The 22,124-nt window shown below is 63.1% G+C and carries 24 protein-coding genes and 2 tRNA genes; 12 read left to right on the plus strand and 14 right to left on the minus strand.

Features of this window, described 5'->3' with window-relative positions; all coding sequences use genetic code 11:
- Positions 1 to 116: 116 nt before the first annotated feature.
- The 3 genes from tmk to BMF89_RS07885 are packed head-to-tail and all read left to right on the plus strand — an operon-like array spanning position 117 to position 3,551.
- Positions 117 to 761: a dTMP kinase gene (gene tmk, locus BMF89_RS07875; RefSeq protein ID WP_078106541.1), complete on the plus strand. Its 645-nt coding sequence runs from the start codon at positions 117 to 119 to the stop codon at positions 759 to 761.
- Positions 758 to 1,906, plus strand: a complete 1,149-nt coding sequence (locus BMF89_RS07880) for a DNA polymerase III subunit delta' (RefSeq protein WP_078106542.1) — start codon at positions 758 to 760, stop codon at positions 1,904 to 1,906. The genes tmk and BMF89_RS07880 overlap by 4 nt, the downstream gene beginning before the upstream one ends.
- A 49-nt stretch (positions 1,907 to 1,955) precedes the next feature.
- Complete coding sequence (locus BMF89_RS07885; RefSeq protein ID WP_078106543.1) at positions 1,956 to 3,551, plus strand: alpha/beta hydrolase; 1,596 nt, start codon at positions 1,956 to 1,958, stop codon at positions 3,549 to 3,551.
- Between the two features lie 309 nt (positions 3,552 to 3,860).
- Here the strand turns inward: BMF89_RS07885 and BMF89_RS07890 are convergent, their stop codons facing one another.
- Complete coding sequence (locus BMF89_RS07890; protein ID WP_078106544.1) at positions 3,861 to 4,604, minus strand: phosphonatase-like hydrolase; 744 nt, start codon at positions 4,602 to 4,604, stop codon at positions 3,861 to 3,863.
- A 222-nt stretch (positions 4,605 to 4,826) separates the two neighbouring features.
- On the opposite strand from BMF89_RS07890, the gene BMF89_RS07895 reads away from it, so the two are divergent.
- A tRNA-Thr gene (locus tag BMF89_RS07895) sits at positions 4,827 to 4,899 on the plus strand.
- Between the two features lie 153 nt (positions 4,900 to 5,052).
- Here BMF89_RS07895 and BMF89_RS07900 read toward each other — a convergent pair.
- Entirely contained in the window at positions 5,053 to 5,349 is a 297-nt protein-coding gene (locus BMF89_RS07900) for a hypothetical protein (protein ID WP_078106545.1), read from the minus strand.
- A gap of 139 nt (positions 5,350 to 5,488) precedes the next feature.
- Here BMF89_RS07900 and BMF89_RS07905 point away from each other — a divergent pair, with 139 nt between their 5' ends.
- From BMF89_RS07905 to BMF89_RS07915, 3 genes are all read left to right on the plus strand, one after another.
- Positions 5,489 to 5,797, plus strand: a complete 309-nt coding sequence (locus BMF89_RS07905) for a DUF4190 domain-containing protein (protein ID WP_078106546.1) — start codon at positions 5,489 to 5,491, stop codon at positions 5,795 to 5,797.
- 165 nt (positions 5,798 to 5,962) lie between these two features.
- A complete protein-coding gene (locus tag BMF89_RS07910; protein ID WP_078106547.1) occupies positions 5,963 to 6,631 on the plus strand; it encodes a hypothetical protein in 669 nt (222 codons plus the stop codon).
- A gap of 193 nt (positions 6,632 to 6,824) precedes the next feature.
- The gene (locus BMF89_RS07915) at positions 6,825 to 7,943 is read left to right on the plus strand and encodes a hypothetical protein (RefSeq protein ID WP_078106548.1); all 1,119 of its coding nucleotides are present in this window, start codon (positions 6,825 to 6,827) and stop codon (positions 7,941 to 7,943) included.
- Between the two features lie 466 nt (positions 7,944 to 8,409).
- On the opposite strand, the gene BMF89_RS07925 is transcribed toward BMF89_RS07915, so the two are convergent.
- The gene (locus BMF89_RS07925) at positions 8,410 to 8,613 is read right to left on the minus strand and encodes a tautomerase family protein (RefSeq protein WP_078106550.1); all 204 of its coding nucleotides are present in this window, start codon (positions 8,611 to 8,613) and stop codon (positions 8,410 to 8,412) included.
- A gap of 197 nt (positions 8,614 to 8,810) precedes the next feature.
- Here BMF89_RS07925 and BMF89_RS07930 point away from each other — a divergent pair, with 197 nt between their 5' ends.
- Positions 8,811 to 8,987 carry a CsbD family protein gene (locus BMF89_RS07930; protein ID WP_078106551.1) on the plus strand — a complete coding sequence of 59 codons (177 nt, stop codon included), beginning with the start codon at positions 8,811 to 8,813 and terminating at the stop codon, positions 8,985 to 8,987.
- Positions 8,988 to 9,194: 207 nt separating this feature from the next.
- A complete protein-coding gene (locus BMF89_RS07935; protein WP_078106552.1) occupies positions 9,195 to 9,689 on the plus strand; it encodes a hypothetical protein in 495 nt (164 codons plus the stop codon).
- Here the strand turns inward: BMF89_RS07935 and BMF89_RS07940 are convergent.
- The 5 genes from BMF89_RS07940 to BMF89_RS07960 all read right to left on the minus strand — a co-directional run bounded on the left by BMF89_RS07940 (position 9,686) and on the right by BMF89_RS07960 (position 15,038).
- On the minus strand, positions 9,686 to 10,864 hold the full coding sequence (locus BMF89_RS07940; RefSeq protein ID WP_171983434.1) for a Gfo/Idh/MocA family oxidoreductase: 1,179 nt from the start codon (positions 10,862 to 10,864) through the stop codon (positions 9,686 to 9,688). The two genes, BMF89_RS07935 and BMF89_RS07940, sit on opposite strands and share 4 nt — an antisense overlap.
- On the minus strand, positions 10,861 to 11,706 hold the full coding sequence (locus tag BMF89_RS07945) for a sugar phosphate isomerase/epimerase family protein (protein WP_078106553.1): 846 nt from the start codon (positions 11,704 to 11,706) through the stop codon (positions 10,861 to 10,863). Before BMF89_RS07945 ends, BMF89_RS07940 begins: the two co-directional genes overlap by 4 nt.
- Positions 11,707 to 11,755: 49 nt before the next feature.
- Positions 11,756 to 12,544 (minus strand): carbohydrate ABC transporter permease, encoded by a 789-nt coding sequence (locus BMF89_RS07950; RefSeq protein WP_241710608.1) that lies wholly within the window; start codon positions 12,542 to 12,544, stop codon positions 11,756 to 11,758.
- Between the two features lie 158 nt (positions 12,545 to 12,702).
- Positions 12,703 to 13,662: a sugar ABC transporter permease gene (locus tag BMF89_RS07955; RefSeq protein ID WP_253190757.1), complete on the minus strand. Its 960-nt coding sequence runs from the start codon at positions 13,660 to 13,662 to the stop codon at positions 12,703 to 12,705.
- Positions 13,663 to 13,670: 8 nt separating this feature from the next.
- Positions 13,671 to 15,038, minus strand: a complete 1,368-nt coding sequence (locus BMF89_RS07960; protein WP_078106554.1) for an extracellular solute-binding protein — start codon at positions 15,036 to 15,038, stop codon at positions 13,671 to 13,673.
- 227 nt (positions 15,039 to 15,265) lie between these two features.
- Here BMF89_RS07960 and BMF89_RS07965 point away from each other — a divergent pair, with 227 nt between their 5' ends.
- Entirely contained in the window at positions 15,266 to 16,303 is a 1,038-nt protein-coding gene (locus tag BMF89_RS07965; protein ID WP_078106555.1) for a LacI family DNA-binding transcriptional regulator, read from the plus strand.
- Positions 16,304 to 16,592: 289 nt separating this feature from the next.
- Here the strand turns inward: BMF89_RS07965 and BMF89_RS07970 are convergent, their stop codons facing one another.
- The 6 genes from BMF89_RS07970 to BMF89_RS07995 all read right to left on the minus strand — a co-directional run bounded on the left by BMF89_RS07970 (position 16,593) and on the right by BMF89_RS07995 (position 20,784).
- Complete coding sequence (locus tag BMF89_RS07970; RefSeq protein WP_078106556.1) at positions 16,593 to 17,432, minus strand: aldo/keto reductase; 840 nt, start codon at positions 17,430 to 17,432, stop codon at positions 16,593 to 16,595.
- Between the two features lie 117 nt (positions 17,433 to 17,549).
- Complete coding sequence (locus tag BMF89_RS07975) at positions 17,550 to 18,002, minus strand: hypothetical protein (protein ID WP_078106557.1); 453 nt, start codon at positions 18,000 to 18,002, stop codon at positions 17,550 to 17,552.
- 8 nt (positions 18,003 to 18,010) lie between these two features.
- Positions 18,011 to 18,664, minus strand: a complete 654-nt coding sequence (locus tag BMF89_RS07980; protein ID WP_078106558.1) for a bacterial proteasome activator family protein — start codon at positions 18,662 to 18,664, stop codon at positions 18,011 to 18,013.
- 26 nt (positions 18,665 to 18,690) lie between these two features.
- The gene (locus BMF89_RS07985; RefSeq protein WP_171983435.1) at positions 18,691 to 19,149 is read right to left on the minus strand and encodes a GNAT family N-acetyltransferase; all 459 of its coding nucleotides are present in this window, start codon (positions 19,147 to 19,149) and stop codon (positions 18,691 to 18,693) included.
- 34 nt (positions 19,150 to 19,183) lie between these two features.
- Complete coding sequence (locus BMF89_RS07990) at positions 19,184 to 19,765, minus strand: PadR family transcriptional regulator (protein ID WP_078106560.1); 582 nt, start codon at positions 19,763 to 19,765, stop codon at positions 19,184 to 19,186.
- Positions 19,766 to 19,800: 35 nt separating this feature from the next.
- Positions 19,801 to 20,784: an NAD(P)H-quinone oxidoreductase gene (locus BMF89_RS07995; RefSeq protein WP_078106561.1), complete on the minus strand. Its 984-nt coding sequence runs from the start codon at positions 20,782 to 20,784 to the stop codon at positions 19,801 to 19,803.
- A 114-nt stretch (positions 20,785 to 20,898) separates the two neighbouring features.
- Here BMF89_RS07995 and BMF89_RS08000 point away from each other — a divergent pair.
- Positions 20,899 to 20,986 (plus strand) — tRNA-Ser (locus BMF89_RS08000).
- Positions 20,987 to 21,134: 148 nt separating this feature from the next.
- Positions 21,135 to 22,019, plus strand: a complete 885-nt coding sequence (locus BMF89_RS08005) for an undecaprenyl-diphosphate phosphatase (protein ID WP_078106562.1) — start codon at positions 21,135 to 21,137, stop codon at positions 22,017 to 22,019.
- Positions 22,020 to 22,124: the final 105 nt, after the last annotated feature.

Consider the following 22,124-nt stretch of genomic DNA (forward strand, 5'->3'; position numbering starts at 1 on the left):
AGCGCCGGGGTGAGCGTCCCGCGCGGGTGGGCGTGCGCCGTCGTCGGGCACTGTCAGTGATCATCTGTACGCTTAGATCCGTGACTACGCAGCCCCTCAAGCAGGACCAGAGCCCCATGCCGGACCAGCGCCGGGGACTCTTCATCGCCTTCGAGGGCGGGGACGGGGCCGGCAAGTCCACGCAGGCCGCCCGCCTGGCCGAGTCGCTCGAGTCCCTCGGTTTGTCAGTACTGCGAACCCGCGAGCCCGGGGGCACGCCGATCGGCGAGAAACTGCGGTCCCTCGTCCTGGACCACGGCCACGGCACGATCGATCCCCGCACCGAAGCGCTCATGTTCGCAGCCTCCCGGGCCGCCCATGCAAGCCAGGTCATCCGCCCGGCCTTGGCGCAAGGTTCAGTGGTTATCACGGACCGCTACATTGATTCCTCCGTGGCCTACCAGGGTGCCGGCAGGGACCTCGGAACCGTGGATGTCAGGCGGCTCAACGAATGGGCCACCGAAGGCCTCGAACCGGACCTGACGGTACTCCTCGACGTCCACCCGGGCGATGGCCGGGACCGCAGAACTGCCGGAAACGTTGCCGAGGACCGGCTCGAGTCGGAACCGGACGATTTCCACGCCCGCATCCGTGCGGCGTTCCTCGAACTGGCAGGGGCCCGCCCCGACACGTACCTCGTGTTGCCCGCCAACGACGCCATCGAGGATCTCGCCGCGCAAATCCTCCGGCGCGTGCAGGACTTGCTCGGGAGCCGCACGTGACCGTGTGGGATGAGCTCCAGGGCCAGGCGCCCGTCGTCGCGCAATTGCGGGCCGCCGCCCAAGGCGAAGGCCTCACGCACGCCTGGCTGTTCACCGGACCGCCGGGTTCAGGCCGCTCCAACGCGGCCAAGGCATTCGCGGCTGCCTTGAACTGCGAACAGGACGACGTGGCACTCCGAGGCTGCGGCGAATGCGCATCGTGCCGGACCATCCTCGGCGAGACCCACTCCGACGTGACCTTTGTCCGCACGGAGAAGGTCACCATCACCATCGAGGAAGCCCGACAGTTGGTGTCCAAGGCGGGCGACCGGCCGGCGTCGGGCCGTTGGCGCATCATTGTGGTGGAGGACGCGGACCGCATGGCCGAGCGCACCACCAACGTCCTTCTCAAGGCCATCGAGGAGCCCACGCCCCGGACCATCTGGATGCTGTGCGCGCCGTCGCCCGCCGATGTGCTGGTCACCATCCGCTCGCGTTGCCGCCCGGTGAGCCTCCGGATTCCGCCGACTGCCGACGTCGCCGCCCTGCTGGTGAGGCGAGACGGCGTCGATCCCGCCATTGCGGACCGGGCCGCCCGGGCTGCCCAAAGCCACATCGGCATTGCGCGTCGGCTGGCCCGCGACCCGGAGGCGAGGGAACGCCGGATGGAGACGGTCCGCTTCCCGCTGGGCCTGCGGGGCGTCACTGCCGCCGTGATGATGGCCGAAAAGCTGGTCAAGATCGCGAGCGATGAGGCCAACAGCTCCAACGACGAACGCGACGCCGCCGAGAAGGTGGCCCTGCTCACGAGCCTTGGCGCTCCGGAGTCGGGCACCCTGCCTCCGTCGATGCGAAGCCAGGTGAAGCAGCTTGAAGACGACCAGAAACGGCGCGCCAAGCGATCCATCACGGACTCCCTCGACCGCACGCTGACCGATCTGCTGTCCTTCTACAGGGACGTCCTGGTCATCCAGATGGGAAACGCCGTGGAGTTGGTCAACGTTGAACTCAGGAGCGAGCTGGAAGCCTATGCGGCAAACTCCACGCCCGAGATCACTTTGGCGCGCATGGATGCCATCAACAAGGCCCGTGTGCGGATCACCACCACCAACGTGGCACCCCTGTTGGCCGTCGAGTCCATGGCGAGCAGCCTGATTCAGCAATAGCCGGATAGTTTAGAAGTACAACACGCTTCCCCAGCTTGAGGAGAAACGCATGACCCCCGCACGACGCCGGACCGCCGGGTCCAGTTCCAGGACCCGGTTCCCATCACTGCGGCGGGCGGCAGCGGCAGTCGCTGCCACGGTCTCCGCCAGCCTGCTGCTGAGCGGCTGCGTGTTCTCCGTGCCGGTGCCTAACGACGGCGCGAGCAACGGGTCGGGCAGCACCGCCGACTCGTCCATCGCAGCCGCGGCGCCGGCAGGACTGGAGAGTTTCTACTCCCAGAAAGTGGACTGGACGTCCTGCGAGCAAGGATTCCAGTGCGCCAACATCAAAGTGCCGGTGGACTACGCCAAACCCGACGGTGACAGCATCTCCATCGCGGCGATTCGGCTCCCGGCCCAGGGCACAAAGAAGGGCTCGCTGCTGGTCAATCCCGGCGGCCCCGGCGCGTCTGGCTATGACTTCGTCAGGGACGCAGGGAAGACGCACTTCACCAGCAAGCTCCGGTCCAGCTTCGACCTGGTGGGCTTCGATCCCCGCGGCGTCAAGCGCTCGGCGCCGGTGACGTGCCTCAGCGACGCCGAGCGGGACGCTTCCCGCGAGAAGGTCTACAACTATGACACCGACCAGGGCCTCGCGGCGGCACTTGCCGACACCAAGGCCATCAATGCCAAGTGCGTGGAAAAATCCGGCCCCGCCCTGGCACATATCGACACCGCCAGCTCTGCCAAGGACATGGACATCCTCCGCGCAGTGCTGAACGACGCAAAATTGAACTACCTTGGCTTCTCCTACGGAACTTCGCTTGGCGCCACCTATGCGTCCTTGTTCCCGAACAACGTCGGCAAGCTTGCTTTGGATGGCGCAGTGGATCCGGCCCTCAACAACGAGGACCTCACTGCGGGGCAGGCAGAGTCATTCGAAAAGGAGCTCCACACTTATGTGGCGGATTGCCAAGCAAAGCCCGGCTGCCCCATGATAGGCAGCGTCGACGATGGTGTGCAGCAAATCCGGGACCTCATTGCCGACGTCGAGCAGAATCCCAAGCGGGCGAAGGACGGCCGGCTGGTGACGGGAGCCGCGTTTGTCAGCGGCATTTTCACCCCGCTTTATGACAACGAATCGTGGCCTGTCCTGACCCAGGCGCTCGTGGCCGCGTTCAAGGGCGATGTGTCGCTCATGCTCCGGATTGCCGACTTTGGCGCGGACCGGGACCCGAACGGCACCTACACCTCGAACACCCAGTTCGCGTTCAACGCGATCAACTGCCTTGACTACCCCATGGTCACGGATACGCCCGGGATGCGTTCCGAGGAAGCCCGGCTGAAGCAGCTCTCCCCCACCTTCGGGTACTACTTCGCCTATGGCGGCATCAACTGCAAGGACTGGCCCTATAAGCCCGTGCACACGCCGGCTCCCGTCAAGTACACCGGCTCCGCTCCGGTCGTGGTTATCGGCACCACCGGGGATCCGGCAACACCGGTGGCCTGGGCTGGTTCACTGCGGAAGCAGCTCGGCAACGCCTCCCTGGTGACGTGGAAGGGCGAAGGCCACACCGCCTACGGCCGCTCCAACCAGTGCGTGTCCGACGCCGTGGACAACTACTTCGTGGACGGAAAGGTGCCTTCGGACGGGACCATGTGCTGAGCGTGGCCGTTTTTGGCCGGCCGCCAGTTCTGACCATTTTTGGAGCCGGGTTGAGCTGACCCGGGCAGTTGAACGTGTTACGCCGCGTGGGAACTCCACGGTTATGTCGCCACGTGCAACCGCGCATTGAACCATGACCAACGCTTCGACTGCCGGCCGGCATCGCAACGCATGCACGAGGACATCGGCAAGAGCTGCCACGCTCCACCTCCAGCGCAATTGCGCGGGCCCAGCAGCGTGGGTGGCGGATTGACGGCATCCACGCCGCTGTGACCAGGCCAAAACCGGAGGATTGTTGAGGGGCAGGCGTTAGAGCCGTGCCGCGCGGGGCTCAAGCAGCGCTGGAAGGTCCTTGACCGAGGGCACGACGGCGGTGGCGCCGGCCGCGCGCAAGGCCGCCTCTGAGTGGAAGCCGGTGAGCACGCCCACCACGGCGGACGCACCGGAACGAACACCGGAGAGCATGTCCGAGCTCGTGTCCCCCACGACGACGACCTCGCGGACATCATCGAGGTCAAGGGCAAGCACGGCGGTAAGTATCATGTCCGGATAAGGGCGACCGCGTCCGGCGTCGGCGGGGCACAGGCTGAGATCGGCCTTCCCCATCCAGCCCAGGGACTCAAGCACCATGTTCTGGGTGTGCCGCCCGAATCCCGTAGCCAGGCACACTTTCACGCCGGAGTCCCGTAACCAGTCGATGGTTTCCTCGGCGCCCGGAATAGCCCGGACACCGCCGTCGGCAATCAGATCGTCGTAGGCGCGTTCGAACGCTTTGTTGGCGCTCTCAGCCCGTTGGGCTTCGTCAAAAAGGTGGCTGAAAACGGTCAACTTCGAAAAGCCCATGGTGTCCCGGGCATAGCCGAGCATGCTTTCGAAGCGGGTCGAACCGGGCTCGACGCCGGTCTCCAGCAGTGCGCGGGACATCGCACGTTCCGTAAGACCATCGTCCGTGATCGTGGTGCCCACCATGTCCAAGACAGCAAGCCGGAGCCGCTGCGCACGATGTGCCCCGGCGTCGTCCGCGTTGATCCTCTTGCCGCTGTCCATGCTCATGGCGCCCCTTCGCTGGTTGATGGCCGAAATCGTGCGGCCACGTTAGTCCGCCCAGCTTGCCCCCGGTCCGCGACGGCGGCCTGAACCCGGCGCGACGAGCGGGTGAATTCCGCAACAACGGCGCCACGGGAGCCCTGCCCGGTGCTGTTTTGACCCGGACGAGGTGACTCTATTACAGTTGTATCTTGCGTGATTCAGCCGGTACCCGGACGATAACGCGGTGCTTCCTTAGCTCAGTCGGTAGAGCGTTTCACTCGTAATGAAAAGGTCATCAGTTCGATTCTGATAGGAAGCTCGAAAAGCCCCGCCATTCCACTGGATTGGCGGGGCTTCCTTCTTAGGTTCAAAATTCGCGGCGCTCTTGCCGGAAGTCCATCCGGCCAGAAAATACCAAGGCGGTCCGCTGACCGGGATGATCCTGATGACGTCGTGATTGGTGAACCAAGTGCTAGCGCTCGATCCTGTTGACTTCGGCCCGTTGCAGGGTCCATGGCCCGATGAACCTCGCCAAGCCGTATGCGACGCTGAAGGTGAGCGCTACCGTGGTGGGGCTGAGCACCAGCATTCTGCGCCCACGGCTGACGGAAAGGCCGCCCCAAATGGTGCCTTTGGAGCGCACGGTCCCTCCGCCGTCGAAATGTTCCTCCTCAAGAAGCACCTCGGGCGCGGGCCGTTCCTTCCTGAGGGTACTGACGGCCATGGCAACGCCGACCAGCGCAAGAAGGGCGAAGCCGTCGTTCTGCATAGTCGGTTAGAAGCCCGTCCGGTTTGGCCTCATGTTTCATGTCTCCCATCAAGGCTCCGACACACCGGGACCCTGGAGGCAAGCTTGCGCGCCATATCGTAGGCTCGGCTAACGCCATCCAGGTGAAAGGACAAACCTCATGAGCAGTGTTCCTCCGCCTCCCGAAAAGCGCTGGCCGTCCGGCGCCCCCCAGGTTCCTCATCCATACGCTCCGGTCCAAAAACGCGCACCGTTTAGCAAGGCTGCCATCGCGGGTTTCATCATTAGCTGCGTCGGACTCTTTGTCTTTGCCATGGTGGGTCCGCTCGGAACCGCCCTCTCGGGCATAGGCCTCCGGCGGGCCAGAGACCGCGGGTTGCGTGGACGCGGGCTCGCCATCGCGGGGATGATCATCGGTATCGCCGATTTTGCGTTCTACCTCGTCGCCCGGTACCTCCTTAACCCCTAATGCACAGCCGTCGAGGTGAGACCCGAGGCGAGTAGGCGGCGCGGCGCGTCGGGCGCTGCGAAGTTCAGGCAACAGGATAGAAAAGATGGGCGGGAACTACCATCTTCCGCCCGTCTGTACCCGTTTCCAGGGACAGTCTTCCGAGCCGCCGAACACATGAGGGTCATGAACTTCCGCAAACACTTCGCTCTGCCCGCCGCGTTCCTCTTTGCCGCATTGGCCCTTACCGGATGCCAGCAGGGATCCGGTCCCGCCACAGAAGCGATGTCGCCGGCAGCTCCCCAGGCAATCGCGGCCGCTACCGGGGGAGCATCCTCAGATGCGTCGGCCGCAGCCGTGAAGTCCATCCACTCCCCCGGCATCGTCGCCACCGACGAACAGCTTAGTGCCGGACAGTGCTCCGCCAAGGTTGTCGATGCCGCCACCGGCGAGTACCTGCCGGACCCGGCCTGCACTCCTGGCGCCGCAGATCCAGCGGTCACTCAGGACAACATCGACTCGACCATCTGCACGAGCGGCTACACGGCCACGGTTCGCCCGCCCGCTTCGAACACGGACAAGGTTAAGGCCGAGAGCCTGCGCGAATACGGCCAGACCGCCGTCAAGACCACGGAATACGACCACCTCATCAGTCTTGAGCTCGGCGGCACCAACTCCGTATCGAATCTGTGGCCTGAGCCGAACAAGACGAGCGCAACGGGCACCACGAACCCGAAAGACGCGGTGGAGAACGCCCTGCACAAGGCCGTATGCACTCACAAGGTCACCCTGTCGGCTGCCCAGAAGGCGATCGCCCACAACTGGGTCACCGCGGTCAAAGACCTCGGTTTGTAGCAGCGCGAAGCGCTGGCTCCGACGAGCAGGGTCGTCAGCCGGGGTATAGTCGCCCCATGCTCTCCACGCGTCGATTTACTTGCCCCCGACCGGTTTCCGGTCGCGAGGGCTCTCAGGCGCGCGCCTAGGTCCTGGCGCCGGATGTGAGTCGGGGGTGGAACCCGCCACTCACATCCGAACATAAGGACCAGTAATGCCCGCTTATCTCGGCCCCTCCGAACTCAACGATGCTTTGATTATCCGGGACCTCTCAAATCCGGACGCCGGGCCCCATGCAATGCAGACACTCTTGCAAGGTGTCACCGACGCGCTCGGCAGCAAGTGGGGCGTGCCCGAACAGATCATTCGGCACAGCCCGCTGGTGAGCGTGACCGACAACTATGACCGCCTGGGGTTCAGCGAATCGGATGTCACGCGGGATCAAAGATACTCCCGCTACGTCAGCCCTACGGTGATGCTCCGCAGCCATACCTCCGCTTCCATCCCGTCCCTGCTGCGGGCACTGGATTCAGACCAATCCATCGACGAGCTCTGGGCCATCCCCGGTCTTGTCTACCGGCGCGATTCCATCGACCGCACCCACGTCGGTACCCCACACCAAGTCGACTTGTGGCGCGTCAGCTCCCGTCAAGCCCTCGACGCCGGTGATCTCCAGGAAATGCTTTCTTCCCTCGTGCAAGCGGTCCTTCCGGGAGCACAATGGCGCGCAGTTCCGGCAGTTCACCCCTACACCAAGGCGGGCTTGCAGCTCGATGTTCTCATGGAAGGAGAATGGCTCGAACTCGCGGAGTGCGGACTCATGGCCCCGCATCTGTTCGCCGAGGCCGGCCTGAATCCCGCAAAGTGGTCGGGACTGGCTCTAGGGATGGGCTTGGACCGTACACTGATGCTCCGCAAAGGCATCCCCGACATCAGGTTGCTCAGGTCCACGGACAAAAGAATCGAGCAGCAGATGCTGGACCTGTCCCAATGGAAACCGGTCTCCCAGATGCCTTCCATCCGCAGAGATATTTCCATCGTCGTCCCCGCGGGTTTGGACGCCGAAGTTCTCGGAGACCGGGTACGGACATCCTTGGGCGAGCAAGCCGAAGATCTGGAAAGCGTCGAACTCCTGGCGCTGACTTCATGGGGAGAGCTCCCGGCGGCAGCGCGGGAACGGCTCCGCATCTGCGACGGACAAGCCAACGCGCTCATACGTTTGGTGCTGCGCCCCCTCGCCCGGACCATGACGGATTCACAGGCCAACCAGGTCCGGAACGCGGTTTACCTAGCCCTCCACGAAGGGCCGGTCAAGGAACTCATCGCGGGATAGGACATGCGCGGCTTTCCCCAGATGATGGAAGGCGCCGCGGGACATGCCGGCAAAGGGCCCGATCGGGACCTCCATCCCGCGACGCTCTACCAAGGGGTTCCCCCTAGATCGATCAGTCCGGCGGGCCACGATGCGGTGTTCTTGGCGGCGGAGCAAATCATGATCGGAGTATCCACGGATTCGACGACTGTGGTCCTCTCCCGTCTTGATAGGCACCGTTCTTGAGCACGGATCCGGCGCCAACCGAAGGACTCATAGAACGGTGCCACCCACCAGGACCCCGACCGGGCCCACGTCGAACACGGTCCGAAGGTCCTCCACGGTCCGACGAGGAAGATGAGTGTGCCTGACAACCCGGATCATCGTCCGCATTTCCCTGTCCTCCTTGACCACGGGCGTCACCGTAGCCGACGATCGCCTTCACAGCCGCGCTGACCGCGATCGAGGAAGCGGTTCCTGGAGGAGCTTAAACCGCTTCGTTCTGACCTGAATCAGCGAGGGTCACTCCGGCCACCGACCAGTTCTCTCGCGGGACTTCGTGGAGGACGACGCGGATGGTGTCCGGCCGGATCCCCATGACGTCGGCGTAGGTCGCAGTCAGCGCTGCCAGCAGCTCTCGCTTCTTCTCGGTAGATGCCGGCGAAGCGTTCAAAACCTGGATCAGGGGCATCAGACGATTCTGCCACGGCCCATGAGGTTGTGCGTTTGGCTTCCACGGTTCTCCCTTTGTTGACGGGCGACCGCCGGATGAACACACCACAGTTTCATGCCCGGCAACCCATTCGGACTTGAAATCCAAACCCGAAGCATGCTTAGTATGTAACAACGGCCGTATCGATCGGCTGCCGAACCAGAGGAGGAAACACCATGGGACTAGGCGACAAGATTGAGAACGCTGCAGAGAAGGCTGGCGGCAAGGGCAAGGAAGCTGCCGGCAACGCCACGGGCAATGAAAACCTGAAGGCGGAAGGCCAGGCCGACCAGGCCAAGGGCGATTTGAAGCAGGCCGGCGAAAAGGTCAAGGACGCCTTCAAGAAGGACTGATCCGACCGTCTGGCGAAGGGCGCATCCCATCGGGGTGCGCCCTTCGTCGTGCCGTACTTGATTCCAGACGTGTTCCCGCGGGAACACACCGCATACTTACTAATCATGGACGCCGGGCAACCTCACCGGTAGTGTGATCACACCCGAATGGTGCTCATCCGGGACTGCGTCAATGGAGTCGCAGCGAAATCACATCTGGGGGATTTGATGACAACGCTGGTTCAGTCGGAGGGCGAATTACGCCCCGACGCAGAGGCCAACACCGTTTCCGATGCGGAGGGCGGGGACTGGCTCAGCTCGGAACATGAAAATGTCAGGATTGAGGATGCGGGTGAGGGGATCCTCCGGATCACCTTGCGCCCGGGAGGCCGGATCACGGCAGAGGACGGAGCCCTTGTCAAGGAGCGATACCTGGCTCTGACGGGCGGAATGGGCGCCGCTGTACTGCTTCAGGTCATCGGCGTCGAGTACGTCAGCCGCGACGCCGTCAGATTTTTCAGCGAAGCAGCCACCATCACGGCCTTCGCGATTCTGGGCAGCACGCCCGTGGACCGTGTCATCGCCCACGGCAGGCACGGGCTCCCCGCACCGCAGTGCCCCACCCAGTATTTCTCCGATGAACAAGAAGCCTTGGGGTGGTTGCGCGAACTGCGTGCTGGCGCCGCAGAGAGCGGCACCAGCACGGCAGCCAAGCAGACTTAGGCGCGGCCCGTGTGGACGACGAGGTCGTCGTACTTGCCGGCCAGGACGTCTTCGAAGTACACCGCCGAGCCGAGAGTTGCCGACACATAAAGGGCCCGCACGGTAGCGAGTGCCGCGGTTGCTTCCTCGACTCCGACCCGCGGATCCTTTCCGGAACGGATGGCTTCCACGACGTCGGCATACTGCTTTTGGTGCGCGGTCTGCAGATCGTCTGATCCGTCCGTATTGGCTGCCGCATCATGCGCCCCGACCTCAAGTTCGGCCTGGTTCCCGGCCCCGGCCATGCCGTAGGAAGATTCTCCTTCTGCGGGAGCATTGTCAGCGGCGTGGAAGTACTGCAGCCGATCATTGTCGACGACGGCCGAGCCCCTCTCGCCGTGGACCTGGATCCGGGCGGTGAGTCCGGGATAGGCCGCGGTGGTGCAGTGGATCACTGCCAAAGCGCCGGAGGCGAATCGGACCGTCGCAACGGCAGTGTCCTCAACTTCGATGCGCTCGTGGGCGAGCAGCGCAGTGTGGGCCTGGATCTGGACGGGGGTTCCCAGGAACCAAAGAAGCAGATCCACGCTGTGGACGCCTTGATTCATGACCGCGCCGCCGCCGTCGAGCTCCCAAGTGCCCCGCCACTGGCCGGAGTCATAGTAGTTCTGGCCCCGCCACCAAGCCAGCGAAGCCACTCCCGAGGTGATCCTGCCGAAGCGTCCGGACCGGACCGCCCGGGCCACCGCGACGCTCGCCGGATCGAAGCGGTGCTGGCTGATCACGGAGACGACCTGCCCTGTCGCGGCGGCCGCCGCATCTGCAACGCGCCGGGCGTTCGGCAAATCCACGTCGATCGGCTTTTCGATGATGACGTGCTTGCCGGCATTCAGGGCTTCGACGGCCAGGTCCGCGTGCAGGCCGCTTGGCGTGCAGACAGCGACAAGATCGATGTCCGCGCCCTTCAGTGCGGCCGCCAGCGACGAGTACGTTGCGGGACGAGGGTTGTGCAGCTCACTCTCGACCGTGTCTGCCAGCGCGGTCGCGGCCGGTTCAAGCGGGTCAACGAGGGCGACGAGTTCCAGGTCATCATTCGCGGTGATGAGCTTGGCATGCTGACGGCCGATGACTCCGCAGCCGACGACGGCGGTGCGCAGCCGCCGCTTGGGCGTGGTTGCTGTGTTCGCGATGGTCATTTGGTGGTAACTCCGGCTTCTTCGAGGAGGCGGTTGAAGGAGCGGCCGGCAACTCCGAACGCTGCCGGTCCCGAGAATCCTCCGAGGTGGTGGGTGTTGACCAGGTGGGGCTCCAGGGAAGCGAAGCCTTCGAAACCGTCTTCCTTCAAAGCGTTGATGGTTTCGCGAAGTTGGCCGTCGCCATCCCCCGCCGGCATCACCAGGCGGTCATCGGCACGGGCATCCTTGACCTGGAGATATTCCAGGTAGGGGCGGAGCATGTCGTAGGCCTCGCTGAAGGGCTTGACGCCCACCTGGACGAAGTTCGCGGCGTCCCAGGCAATCCGCAGCGCCGGGGAATTAACAGTCGTGATGATGTCCAGGACGCGTTCAGGCGTGTCGCCGTAGATGTCCTTTTCATTTTCATGCAGGAGTACCACGTCGTGCGCCTGGGCCTCTGCGGCCAAGGCTCGCATGCGGATCATGACGGCGTCGCGGATGTCTTCGGCGCTGAGGCCTTCGGCCCGATAGAACGAGAAGATCCGGATGTAACGGGTGCCCAGGACCTTCGCGGCCCGAATGGCCGCGTGGAGGCGATCCACTTCGAATGCGACAGGTGTGGTGATGTCCACTTTGCCGATGGGAGAGGCGATGGCCGACACACCCATGTTCTGCTCGCGCAGTATCTGGTCCAGCCGGGCGAGGTCCTTTTCGGACAGCTCCACGATATTGGTGCCCCAAGCGCTGCGGACTTCGATGTGGTTGGCGCCCAAGGCCTGCAGAACTGCGATCTGGATCAGCGGGTCCGGGCTTATTTCGTCGCCGAATCCAGACAGTGTCCACTGGGGTTGCTTGACGGTCACGTCGTTTTCTCCTTGAAGTAATACATGGTTGGCAGCCGGCGTGGCTGGCCTATTTGACACCGCCGGCAGTCAGGCCGCCGACGAGGAATCGTTGGAAAATGAGATAGAGGATGACCACAGGTGCGGCACAGACCAAGGATGCGGCCATCATCTGGCCGTACAGGGGCAGCGCCCCACCTTCCGAGGAGGACCCGAAGATCTGCAGCACTACCGCTACGGTCTGGGTATTCGGACGGGTCAGTACCGAAGCGAACATGACGTCATTCCAGCCAAGCAGAAAGGAAAAGACGCCGGCGACCACGAGCCCGGGCCAGCTCAGGGGGAAGATGATTCGGAAGAGAACCCCCATCGAGGAAGATCCGTCGATACGGGCTGCTTCCTCCAGTTCCTTGGGCAAGCCCCGCAGATACGTGACCATGACCCAGATGGAAAACGGCAGGGCAAACGTCAAGTACGCCAGGAACAGGCCCCAGTAGGTACCGATGACGGTGATTCCCAGATAGTTGCCCGCCGAGGCGAAGAGAACAAATACCGGAAGCAGCAAAAGACCGCCCGGAACGCTTTGCAGGCCGATGAGCCCCCGGAGAATGCTTAGGCGGCCCCTGAATTCGAAACGGACCAGCACGTAAGCGGTGATGATGCCCAGTAATGAGGAAACCACCGCAACCGCACCGGCGATCATGACGCTGTTGATCAGGCCAGTGCCCAAGGGCAGGGTGCTCCAGATCTTCGTGTAGTTGGCGAGGGTGAATTCGGTGGGGAAGAATGCCCCCCGTGCCACTTCCACATCGGAGTTCATCGAGGAAAACACGATGTAGAGCAACGGAATCGCAACCATGGCGCACAGCACGATGGTGCCTCCGACCAGCAGCGGGGTCGGGAGCAGGCGGTATACCGCGGCAGTCTGCCGTCCGGTCTTGCGGGGCGCGCTTCCAGTGCGAAGCGGGCTGGAGGCCTCCAGCGGGACCTCCATGACGACGTCGGGCGTTTTGTTGCTCATTTCTTGCCTCCCGCGTCCGCGCCGGTGTCGAGCCGAACGGCTTTCAAGTAGAAGTAGAGCGGTATGGCGATCAGCAGAAGCGAGATCAGTGCCATCGCTGCTCCCATGCCGAACCGCAGGCTGGTGAAACTCATGCTGTAGACAAGGGTCGGCAGTATTTGCACGTCGAAGGGAGCCGGGACGCCGAACAACAAGAAGGTCAGCGAAAAGTTGTTCATGTGGTGGAGCGTCGCGATAAGGCACGCCAAGGCGACCGGCCCGCGCAAATACGGGAAGATCACGTAGCGCAGCTTCGTCCACCACAAGGCGCCATCGATGGCCGCTGCCTCGTGGACTTCCTGGTCCACGGATTGCAAGCCTGAAAGTGCCATCAAATAGATGAACGGCCAGGCCGCCCATACCTCGACCAGGATCAGGACCCAGAAGCTGGCCGGACCGGTGAGCCATTGACCGGCAGGCAGTCCGAACGCGGTCAGCACCTTGTTGACGATGCCGTCGTGTTGGAGCATGGTGCGCCAAAAGCTTCCCACGACGAACGATGGAAGGACGTAGGGAATAAGGAACATCGAGCGCACCAAGGACCTGCCGCGATAGGCATTCTGGGTCGCCAGTGCAGCGTAGATGCCGATCGGTACCGTGATGACGGTGGCGATCAAGGAGAAGCCGATGCTGTTGCCGAAGGCATGGACCAAGTCAGTGGACGTGAACGCTTCGACGAAGTTTTTCAATCCTACGAAGGGGGCACTGATCCATTTCCGGATCGTGTACTGATCCAGTTGCAGCATCGCGATGTAGATGCCCAGGATCAGGGGGACGACGATTATCAGGCCGATCAGGAGGGCACCAGGGGTGAGCATCCATAGTGGCCGGTTTCGTTCGCTCACAGTCCGCCGGCGCTTGGCGGGCGGTTGCCCGCCAAGCTCCGGGGCGCGCCGCAAGGCGGCGGCTTTTTTCACGGTGGTGCTCACTGGTTTGCCGACGCCCTGTCGAGGGAGGCCTGGGAGTCCTTCTGGGCCTTGGCCAGCGCAGCCTTGAGGTTGGTCTCATTGAAGCTGCCATTGCCAAGATCGGGGCGGGACTGAACCACGACGTTGGTCATCGCCAGCTGGATGTCGCCCCACGCGCCGGTGAACGGTGTGGTCTTGGACTTGGACGCTGAATCAATGATCGGCGCCAGCGAAGGATCCGCATCCTGGACCTTCTTTGCGGCCGCAGCGTTGGTGGGAAGATCTCCGAACAGTTTGTTGTAGTTGACCTGCTCGTCTTCACTGGTGAGCAGCTTGATGTAAGCAGCCGCGAGGTCCTGGTTCTGCGAGTATTTGGCAATCACCAGGTTGTCGCCGGAAATGATGGAGCTGACCGGCTGGCCACCGGACGGCGCGGAAGTCTGTCCCGGCGGTACGGTCGGCATCACGGCGTAGGCGTATTTACCCTTCACGGCGGAGGCATCGAAAGTGACCTTTGATGATGCGGTGGTCATCAACATCATGGCGGACTTGCCCGCGGCGAAGTCAGCGGCAGCCTGGGTATCGTTCCAACCGACGGCGGCCGGGTTGACCACCTTGTCCTTGGTGAGCCAACCGAAGTACGTTTCGTAGGCCTTGAGCACGGTGGGGTCATCGATGCGGGCAGTCTTTCCATCCACCAAGGGGTTGCCCGACTGGTTGGCCATGGCCCAGGCAAACTTCCACGGCGTGTAGTTGTCCGCGTATCCGGTCGCGAACCCGTAGGTGGATCCGGTGGTCAGCTTCTTGGCCTGGTCCAGCAGACCGTCCCAGGTGTTAGCAGGCTTGTCCAGCCCGGCCTTCTTGAACATTTCGGTGTTGTAGGCCAGAACGTAGGGCCTGGAGGTAAACGGGACGCCCACTTCATTCTGGGTGTCCGGCCCCGAAATTCCCAACGTCGCGGGAACGAAGCGGTCGCGGCCGCCCACCTTGTTCCACATATTCGAGTCGAACTTGACGAAGGCGTCTGTTGAGTACGCGGTCGGGGTGAAGGTGGTACCCACTGCGTAGACGTCCGGGCCCTGGCCTGCGACCACAGAGGTCTGGATCTTCGAGAGCTCATCGTTGGCGCTGGCGAACGTCTCGAATTTCAGGTCGGCGCCGGTCTGCTTCTTGAATGCATCGGCTATGTGGGCCTGCCAGGCCTTGAACTGATCGGACTTGTTGGTGTTGGCACCGACCAGGACATCCAGGGTCTTGCCTTGGCCGTTGGGGGCGCCCCCGCTCGCGCTCGACGAGCCGTTGTCGGCACCGCAACCGGTTACCCCTAGTGCTCCCAGCGAAACGAGAACGACCGCGCCAATAAGTCGCGTCCTTGAGTTGTTCATGTCTTTCTTATGCTCCTCGTTGAGTCGCCCCGAAATCTTCGGGGGAACCGGCCACACAGACCGGATGTTAGCTGGAACACTATGACAGTTGCTGCAACAAGTGCAACGGTTGCCAAAAATTGCCATCGTTGCTTTTGGGATTGGCCTGTCACAGATGGGAAGGGACATCCCGGATGAGGGAAGATGGACTCTCAGAACGCATTGCGGGGCCGCGAGGGGGCAGCACTATGAGCATTAGCGAGGCCAGCATTGGAACCGGCGCGCTGGGGCGGGGTCCGACTATCAGGGACGTCGCCGCTCTCAGCGGTGTAGCGGCGTCCACGGTCTCGCGGGCTTTATCTCAGCCGCACCGCGTCAACCAAGCCACCAGGGAACGCATCGAAGCGGCTGCCCGCGAACTGGGATACGTGCCGTCCGCATATCCCCGCAGCACCGCCCCGGGAAGGTCCGGAGCCGTCGCCGTCCTGGTTCCGGACATCACAAACCCGTTCTTTTTTGACTTCATCCGCAGCACTCAGCATCAGCTCAAGACTGCCGGCTATACCCAGCTGCTTGTCGACACCGAAGAGGATGTCGAACTGGAAGCAAACTACCTGGACGAGTTCCGGAGCTCTGCGGTCGGCTTCCTTCTTCCCGCGACCCGCCTCAGCGACGATCAGCTCATCAGCGCGGCCGCCAAATCCCCTTTGGTGACGTTGAACCGCAGCACACCGGGCGTACCGAGCGTGATCATTGATACCCCTTCAGGGGTCCAGCAGGCCATGGAGCATCTGTTTTCACTCGGCCACAGGGATATTGCCTATCTCGCAGGGCCGCCGAACTCCTGGTCGGACGGCCGGCGGTGGGAGGCCCTGCAGGAGCGATCCGAGTTGTTGGGTATCACCATCCGGCGCCTTGGCCCGTATCACCCGAGTACGCGGTCCGGGGCTGCCGCCGCTGACACCCTGCTCAACAGCGGGGCGACTGCCTGCATCGCGTTCAACGACTTGGTTGCCATCGGCGTCCTCGTCCGGCTGAGGGAACGCGGCATCGACGTACCCGATGAAATGAGCGTGGTCGGGTGCGATGACATCTTCGGAGCTGATTTCTGCCAGCCGCCCCTGACAACCCTCACGGCCCCGATCGAACAAGCCGGACGGGTCGCAACGGACATGCTCGTCAGCAGGCTTCGACCGGGCCGGTCCCAGATGCGCGTGAAAGTCGAACTCCCCACCCATCTGACGATCCGGGCATCCACGGGCCCGCCCCTCCGCCCCGCGAGGTGAACCAGCGTTGCCAGCCGTGCTTACGCTCCGCACCTAGTGGATCGCGTCCGTGCGTGCCAGGAACCGGCCCGTCCGGAGGAAGTCGCGGACGATAAACCCGATCCCGAGAAGTATTACAACCTCGCCTATTGGCTGAGGGCACCACTTTCCTAGCGTTGTAGGCCAAGCCGCCGATCAAGGTACCTATTGCGGCAAGGACAAACCCCAACACCCTACGATCATCAGCCCACGTAGCAGTTATGACAAGAAAACCCCGCACCTGTCAGGTGCGGGGTTTTCCGGTGGAGAACTATGCGAAGTCTGAGACTGCCGGATCCGGTCCGATGCGGCCTTCGGCACCGCGGTCCAGGCCGTTGATGGCCTCGATGTCAGCCTCATCCAAAGTGACGCCCAGTGCTGCGAAGTTTTCCTGGATCCGGGACTCGGTCACGGACTTGGGGATCACGACGTTGCCGATCGCCAGGTGCCAGGCGATGACCACCTGTGCCGGGGTGGCCCCGTGCTTGGCAGCGATCTGGGCGATGGTGGCGTTCTCAAGGAGCTCGCCGCCTTGGCCCAAAGGCGACCATGCCTGGGTCAAAATGCCCCGGGCGGCAGCGAACTCGCGGAGTTCCGACTGGTTGAAGAACGGGTGCAGCTCGATCTGGTGGATGGCCGGAACAACGCCGGTTTCCTCGATCAGGCGCTGCAGGCCTTCCTTGCTGAAGTTCGAGACGCCGATCGACTTGATGCGTCCGCGCTTCTGGAGCTCGATGAGGGCCTTCCAGGTGTCCACGAACTTGTCCTGCTTGGGCTGCATCCAGTGGATCAGGTACAGGTCAAGGGTTTCCAAGCCGAGGCGGTTCATGGACTCTTCGAAAGCCGCAAGAGTGGACTCATAGCTCTGGTCTGCGTTCCACAGCTTGGTGGTGATAAAGATTTCCTCGGGCTTGAGGCCGGAGGATGCGATGGCACGTCCCACGCCTGCCTCGTTGCCGTAGATCTTGGCGGTATCGATGTGGCGGTAGCCGGCGTCGAATGCCTGTCGCACCACCTTTTCGGCTACATCGTCCTCAACCTGCCACACCCCGTAGCCGAGCTGGGGAATGGAGTTGCCGTCGTTAAAAGTAAGGTTCGGTGACGAAGTCATGGCTTCCATCCTGCCAGCGCGCACCCGCAGGGGCTACGGATTCCGCGCCTCTAAGCTAGGCGCTTAATAGTTGCCATGTGGGAATAGACGCGCCTGCAGCTACTTTGCCGGCAGGGGTTACGACCCGGCTTCGGCCCTCAATAGCCGTTCGGCTTCCTCGACATGCTCGTAAACGGCTTCGGCGCGTCGTCGCACCGACGCCGCTCCTACCGGGACGGGCCCGACGGCGAGACGCAGCATCGCGGCGGCCTCCGCCGTCGTGGCAAGTGAGTTCCCGGCTTTGGACAAGGCCCGATGGACGCCGGCGAGCGATCCGGGAATGTCCAGCCCGTCGCTGGGCGAACGGAGCTGGGCCGCCACGCAGACCGCACGTACCCGGGACGACAAGTCCGCCAGTTCGTTGGCAATGACTACGAGTTCGCCGTAGAGCTGTTCGTCTTCGACACCCTCCAGCACTTGGTGATACCGATCCAGGCCTCGATGAAAACGGTCGTGGGCACGCCGCCACAATCCTTTGCCTAGTTCAGCGTCATCCTTCCGCCCCTGCCGGACGGCCCCAAAGAATCCCAAGCCAGCGCTCAGAGGTACTGGCCCGGACCGTGGTCCGGATCTTCCACGCGAGCCGGCTTGCCGGGCTCCGCTTCCTTGCCGGGAAGGTGGGCACGCTGGGGCTCACCGTTCTCGCCAATAACGACGCCTGGGGCGATCATGGTTCCGGGTGGCAACTGGCGAAGCTGCAACTGGGCAACAGCGTGTTCCCGGGCTGCCTGCTGCGCGGCAAGCGCCGTCTGGATTCCATGGAACAGTCCCTCGAGCCAACCAACCAACTGCGCCTGGGCGATCCGGAGTTCAGCGTCGGAGGGCGTGGCGTTTTCAGGGAACGGGAGGCTGATGCGTTCCAGTTCTTCCACAAGTTCAGGAGCGAGGCCCTCTTCCAGCTCTTTGATGGAGCGTTCATGGATTTCGGCAAGGCGTCCGCGTGCTGCCTCGTCCAAAGGGGCGCTCTTCACTTCTTCGAGGAGCTGGCGGATCATGGTGCCGATCCGCATGACCTTGGCGGGTTCGTCGACGAGGTCCTGCAGGGTGGTGCCTTTCCTGGCGCCAGCCTTCCCGTCGGCCTTGGGACCTGCTTCCGATGTGCTCTGTGCCGCGCCAGCGTCCAAGGTTGTGCCCTCCACCGGGATGTCGTCAAAACTCTCGCCACTGGGTTGAGTGTCGTCCTGATCGCTCATGCGTTCATACTCTCATGGGCCGCAACTCAGCCCAGAGCCTTGACGAGTATTTCGCCTTCATCCTTAGCGAAACCGCATTTTTCATAGAATCCGGTGGCATACAGGTTGGCGGGGACCCAGACCTCCTCCATCCCGTGTTCCCGCATCCACTCCTCCATGACAGCCAAAAGGGACCGGCCGATACCGCGGCGGCGCCACTCCACATGGGTCCCCATTTCCATGAGGAGCAGTTCGGCCCAAGGTCCGGCGTTGCGCCGGCGCTGAACGCAACAGTGGAGGAATCCCACCGTCTCGCCACCGAGCTCGGCCAGCCAAAACAGAACGGCGGGGTCGCCCAGAAAGGAGCGGGCGGCGTCGTACGCCAATGCCCCTGACGGCGCGACGGACGGATCCTCGTCGAACAAGTTATCCGTCTCCGCCAGGCGGATCAGCGCGTCGGCGTCGTCGGGGCCGATCAGCCGGATCCGGACGTCGGCATTCGTCAATGTTTCGATGCCAGCACCTCCCCTGCGGAGCAGTCTATGCGGTGGCTGTCCCGTTTCCGCGGACGGTTCCCATCATGCCGTTGCTGGCGCCATTGGCCTGCTGGACCAGCCTCGCGTCGCACAGATCCAACCAGCGGGCCTCCGCCTCGGCATGGAAGATCAGGGAGTCCAGAACGAGCAGCCGGGCGGTATCCGTGACCCTTTGGTTGGCTGCGACATCCTTGCGGTCCTGGGTATACGCCTGCAGTTGGCGCAGGGAAATCTCACGTTGGGCCTGGATGAGCGCGGGAACATCGGTGCCCGCCGTCGTGACGGCCAGCGCAAGCTTGATGGCCAGTTCGTTCCTTGGTGGAGCTCCACGGTCCACCGCTGTTGTGAACCATCGGCGGATTTCCGCGGTCCCGGCGTCGGTGATGCTGAAAAGCACGTGGCCGCGGCCGTCGTCGCCCTCCTTGCGGACCAAAGCGTCGCGCTCCAGACGGTTCAGGGTGGTGTACACCTGCCCGATGTTCAACGGCCAGACGGCTCCCGTGCGTTCCTCGAACGCTGCCCGCAATTGGTAGCCATAGCGAGGTTGCTCCTGAAGCAACGCCAGGATGCTGTACCGGATGGACATACGCCTCCTTCGTGCTGCCGGTTTGGCGGGCGCCGCTAGAGCAACAGCAGGACTTTGCCCATGTGCTCGCCGGAATCGAAGTATTCGTGGGCTTCGCGGACCTGCTCCAGGGGGAACGACTTGGCCACGAACGGTTTGATGCGGCCGTCGGCCAGCATCGGCCAGACCGATTCGCGGACGGCGTTCATGATGACACCCTTTTCCGCAACCGGCCGCGGGCGCAGCGCCGTGCCGATGATCGCGGCCCGTTTGCTGAGCAACTGGCCGAGGTTGAGTTCGCCCTTGGCACCACCCTGCAAGCCGATCACCACCAGCCGGCCGTAGTCCGCGAGTGCTTCCACGTTCTGCTGCAGGTACTTGGCGCCGACGACGTCGAGAATCACGTCCGCGCCCTTGCCGCCGTTTTGTGCCTTGAGGCTTTCGGCGAAGTCTTCTTCCGCGTAGTTGATGGCGATGTCGGCGCCAAGGAAGGCTTTCGCGGTGCCGACCTTTTCAGCCGTACCGGCCGTCGTCGCGACCGTAGCGCCGTACGCTTTGGCGAGCTGGATGGCCATGGTGCCGATGCCCCCAGTGGCGCCATGGATCAGTACCGTCTCACCGGCCTGCAGCTGCGCAGTCATGATGAGGTTCGAGTAAACCGTTGCGGCTACCTCAGGCAAGGATGCGGCGGTGACCAGATCCACGCCGTCGGGCAATCGCAAAACCTGCTCCGCCGGGACAGCAACCTGCTGCGCATAGCCGCCACCCGAAAGCAGGGCCACCACCTTGTCGCCCACGGAAAACGGCTTGCTGACCTCGGGCCCGAACGCGGCAATCCTGCCCGAGACCTCAAGGCCCGGAATGTCGGATGCTCCCGGTGGGGGCGGGTAGAAGCCGCGGCGCTGCTGGACGTCCGCCCTGTTCAGGCCGGCGGCGACGACGTCGATGAGAACCTCGCCGGGGCCGGGAACCGGAGCAGGGACGTCGCGGATTTCCAGAACCTCGGGCCCGCCCGGTTCGGAGATGAAGACGGCTTTCATAGAGTGCTCCCGATCCCTCGCTCAATGCAGTTGGCCTTTCAGACACCTTAACCGCGTTAATCGCGGCGGCAGGTTTTTGGCGCAGCCAACTCCCTATGAAACACTACTAGGCAGGGAAGGTTGTCCGAGCGGCCTAAGGAGCTGGTCTTGAAAACCAGTGTGCGGTAACCCCGCACCAAGGGTTCAAATCCCTTACCTTCCGCGTGGCGCGACACAGCGCAGCCGAGAGGCCGGTTCATGCGAATCTTCGGATTCCATGGCCGGCCTCTTGCGCTTTCACCGGCTGGCACTCGGCCAGCTCCCAGCAAACGTTCATCTCTCAGTAACCGGTACTGGCTAGGATCGAACCCATGATTAATATGATCCAGGCCATCATTATGGGCCTGCTGCAGGGAATCACCGAGCTCTTCCCGATTTCCAGCCTCGGCCACAGCGTCATTTTGCCCAAGCTGTTTGGTTGGGGCCTGGACCAGAAGGCGCCGGAATTCCTGAACTTCCTCATAGCCACCCACCTGGCAACGGCAATCGTGCTGTTCTTCTTCTTCCTCCGGGACTGGATTGAAATCGCCAAGGGTCTTGGCCGGTCCATCCGGGACAGGAAGATCGCTCCGTCGGACACGTATGCCAAGCTCGGCTGGTTGCTGGTGGTCGGATCCGTGCCTGCCGGGATCATCGGCTTGGTCCTGGAAAAGCCCATCCGGAACCTCTTCGGTTCCCCGCTGATCGCTGCCGTCTTCCTTGTGGTCAACGGCCTGGTCCTGTTTGGTGCCGAGCGACTGCGGACACGCGAAAGGCAGCTCACGTCCGCGCGCCATGTGAATGCAACGGCAACGGCTTCCGACGCCGAGATCGCCACTTTGTCGTGGAAACGCGCCCTCGGAATCGGAACCGCGCAGGCTGCGGCCCTCATTCCCGGCATTTCCCGCTCGGGCTCGTCGATGGCCGGCGGCCTGCTGTCCGGGCTGAACAACGAGAACGCCGCGCGGTTCAGCTTCCTTCTCGCCACGCCGATCATCGGCGCTGCCGCAGTGCTCAAACTGCCCGACCTCTTCACGCCGGCTATGGCCGACGAGCGCGGCGTATTTCTGGTCGGCGCACTGTGCGCGGCCGTCGCCGCATGGTTCGCCACCAAGTTCCTGCTTCGTTTCTTTGAGACCAGGACCCTGACGCCTTTTGCCGTCTACTCGGTCGTCGGCGGAGTGATCTACTTCGTCTTGATGCTCGTCATGGGCTAGGTTCCCTGCCGGCATTGTGCGAAGCCATTGAAACTGTCAGGGGCCCCGCATAGGGTTTGGTCTGTCTCCACCACCCACTCATGAAATCGCGGTAACTACACAGGA

It is taken from the genome of Arthrobacter sp. SRS-W-1-2016 (genome assembly GCF_002009585.1).
GTDB classification, from domain to species: domain Bacteria; phylum Actinomycetota; class Actinomycetes; order Actinomycetales; family Micrococcaceae; genus Arthrobacter; species Arthrobacter bambusae_A.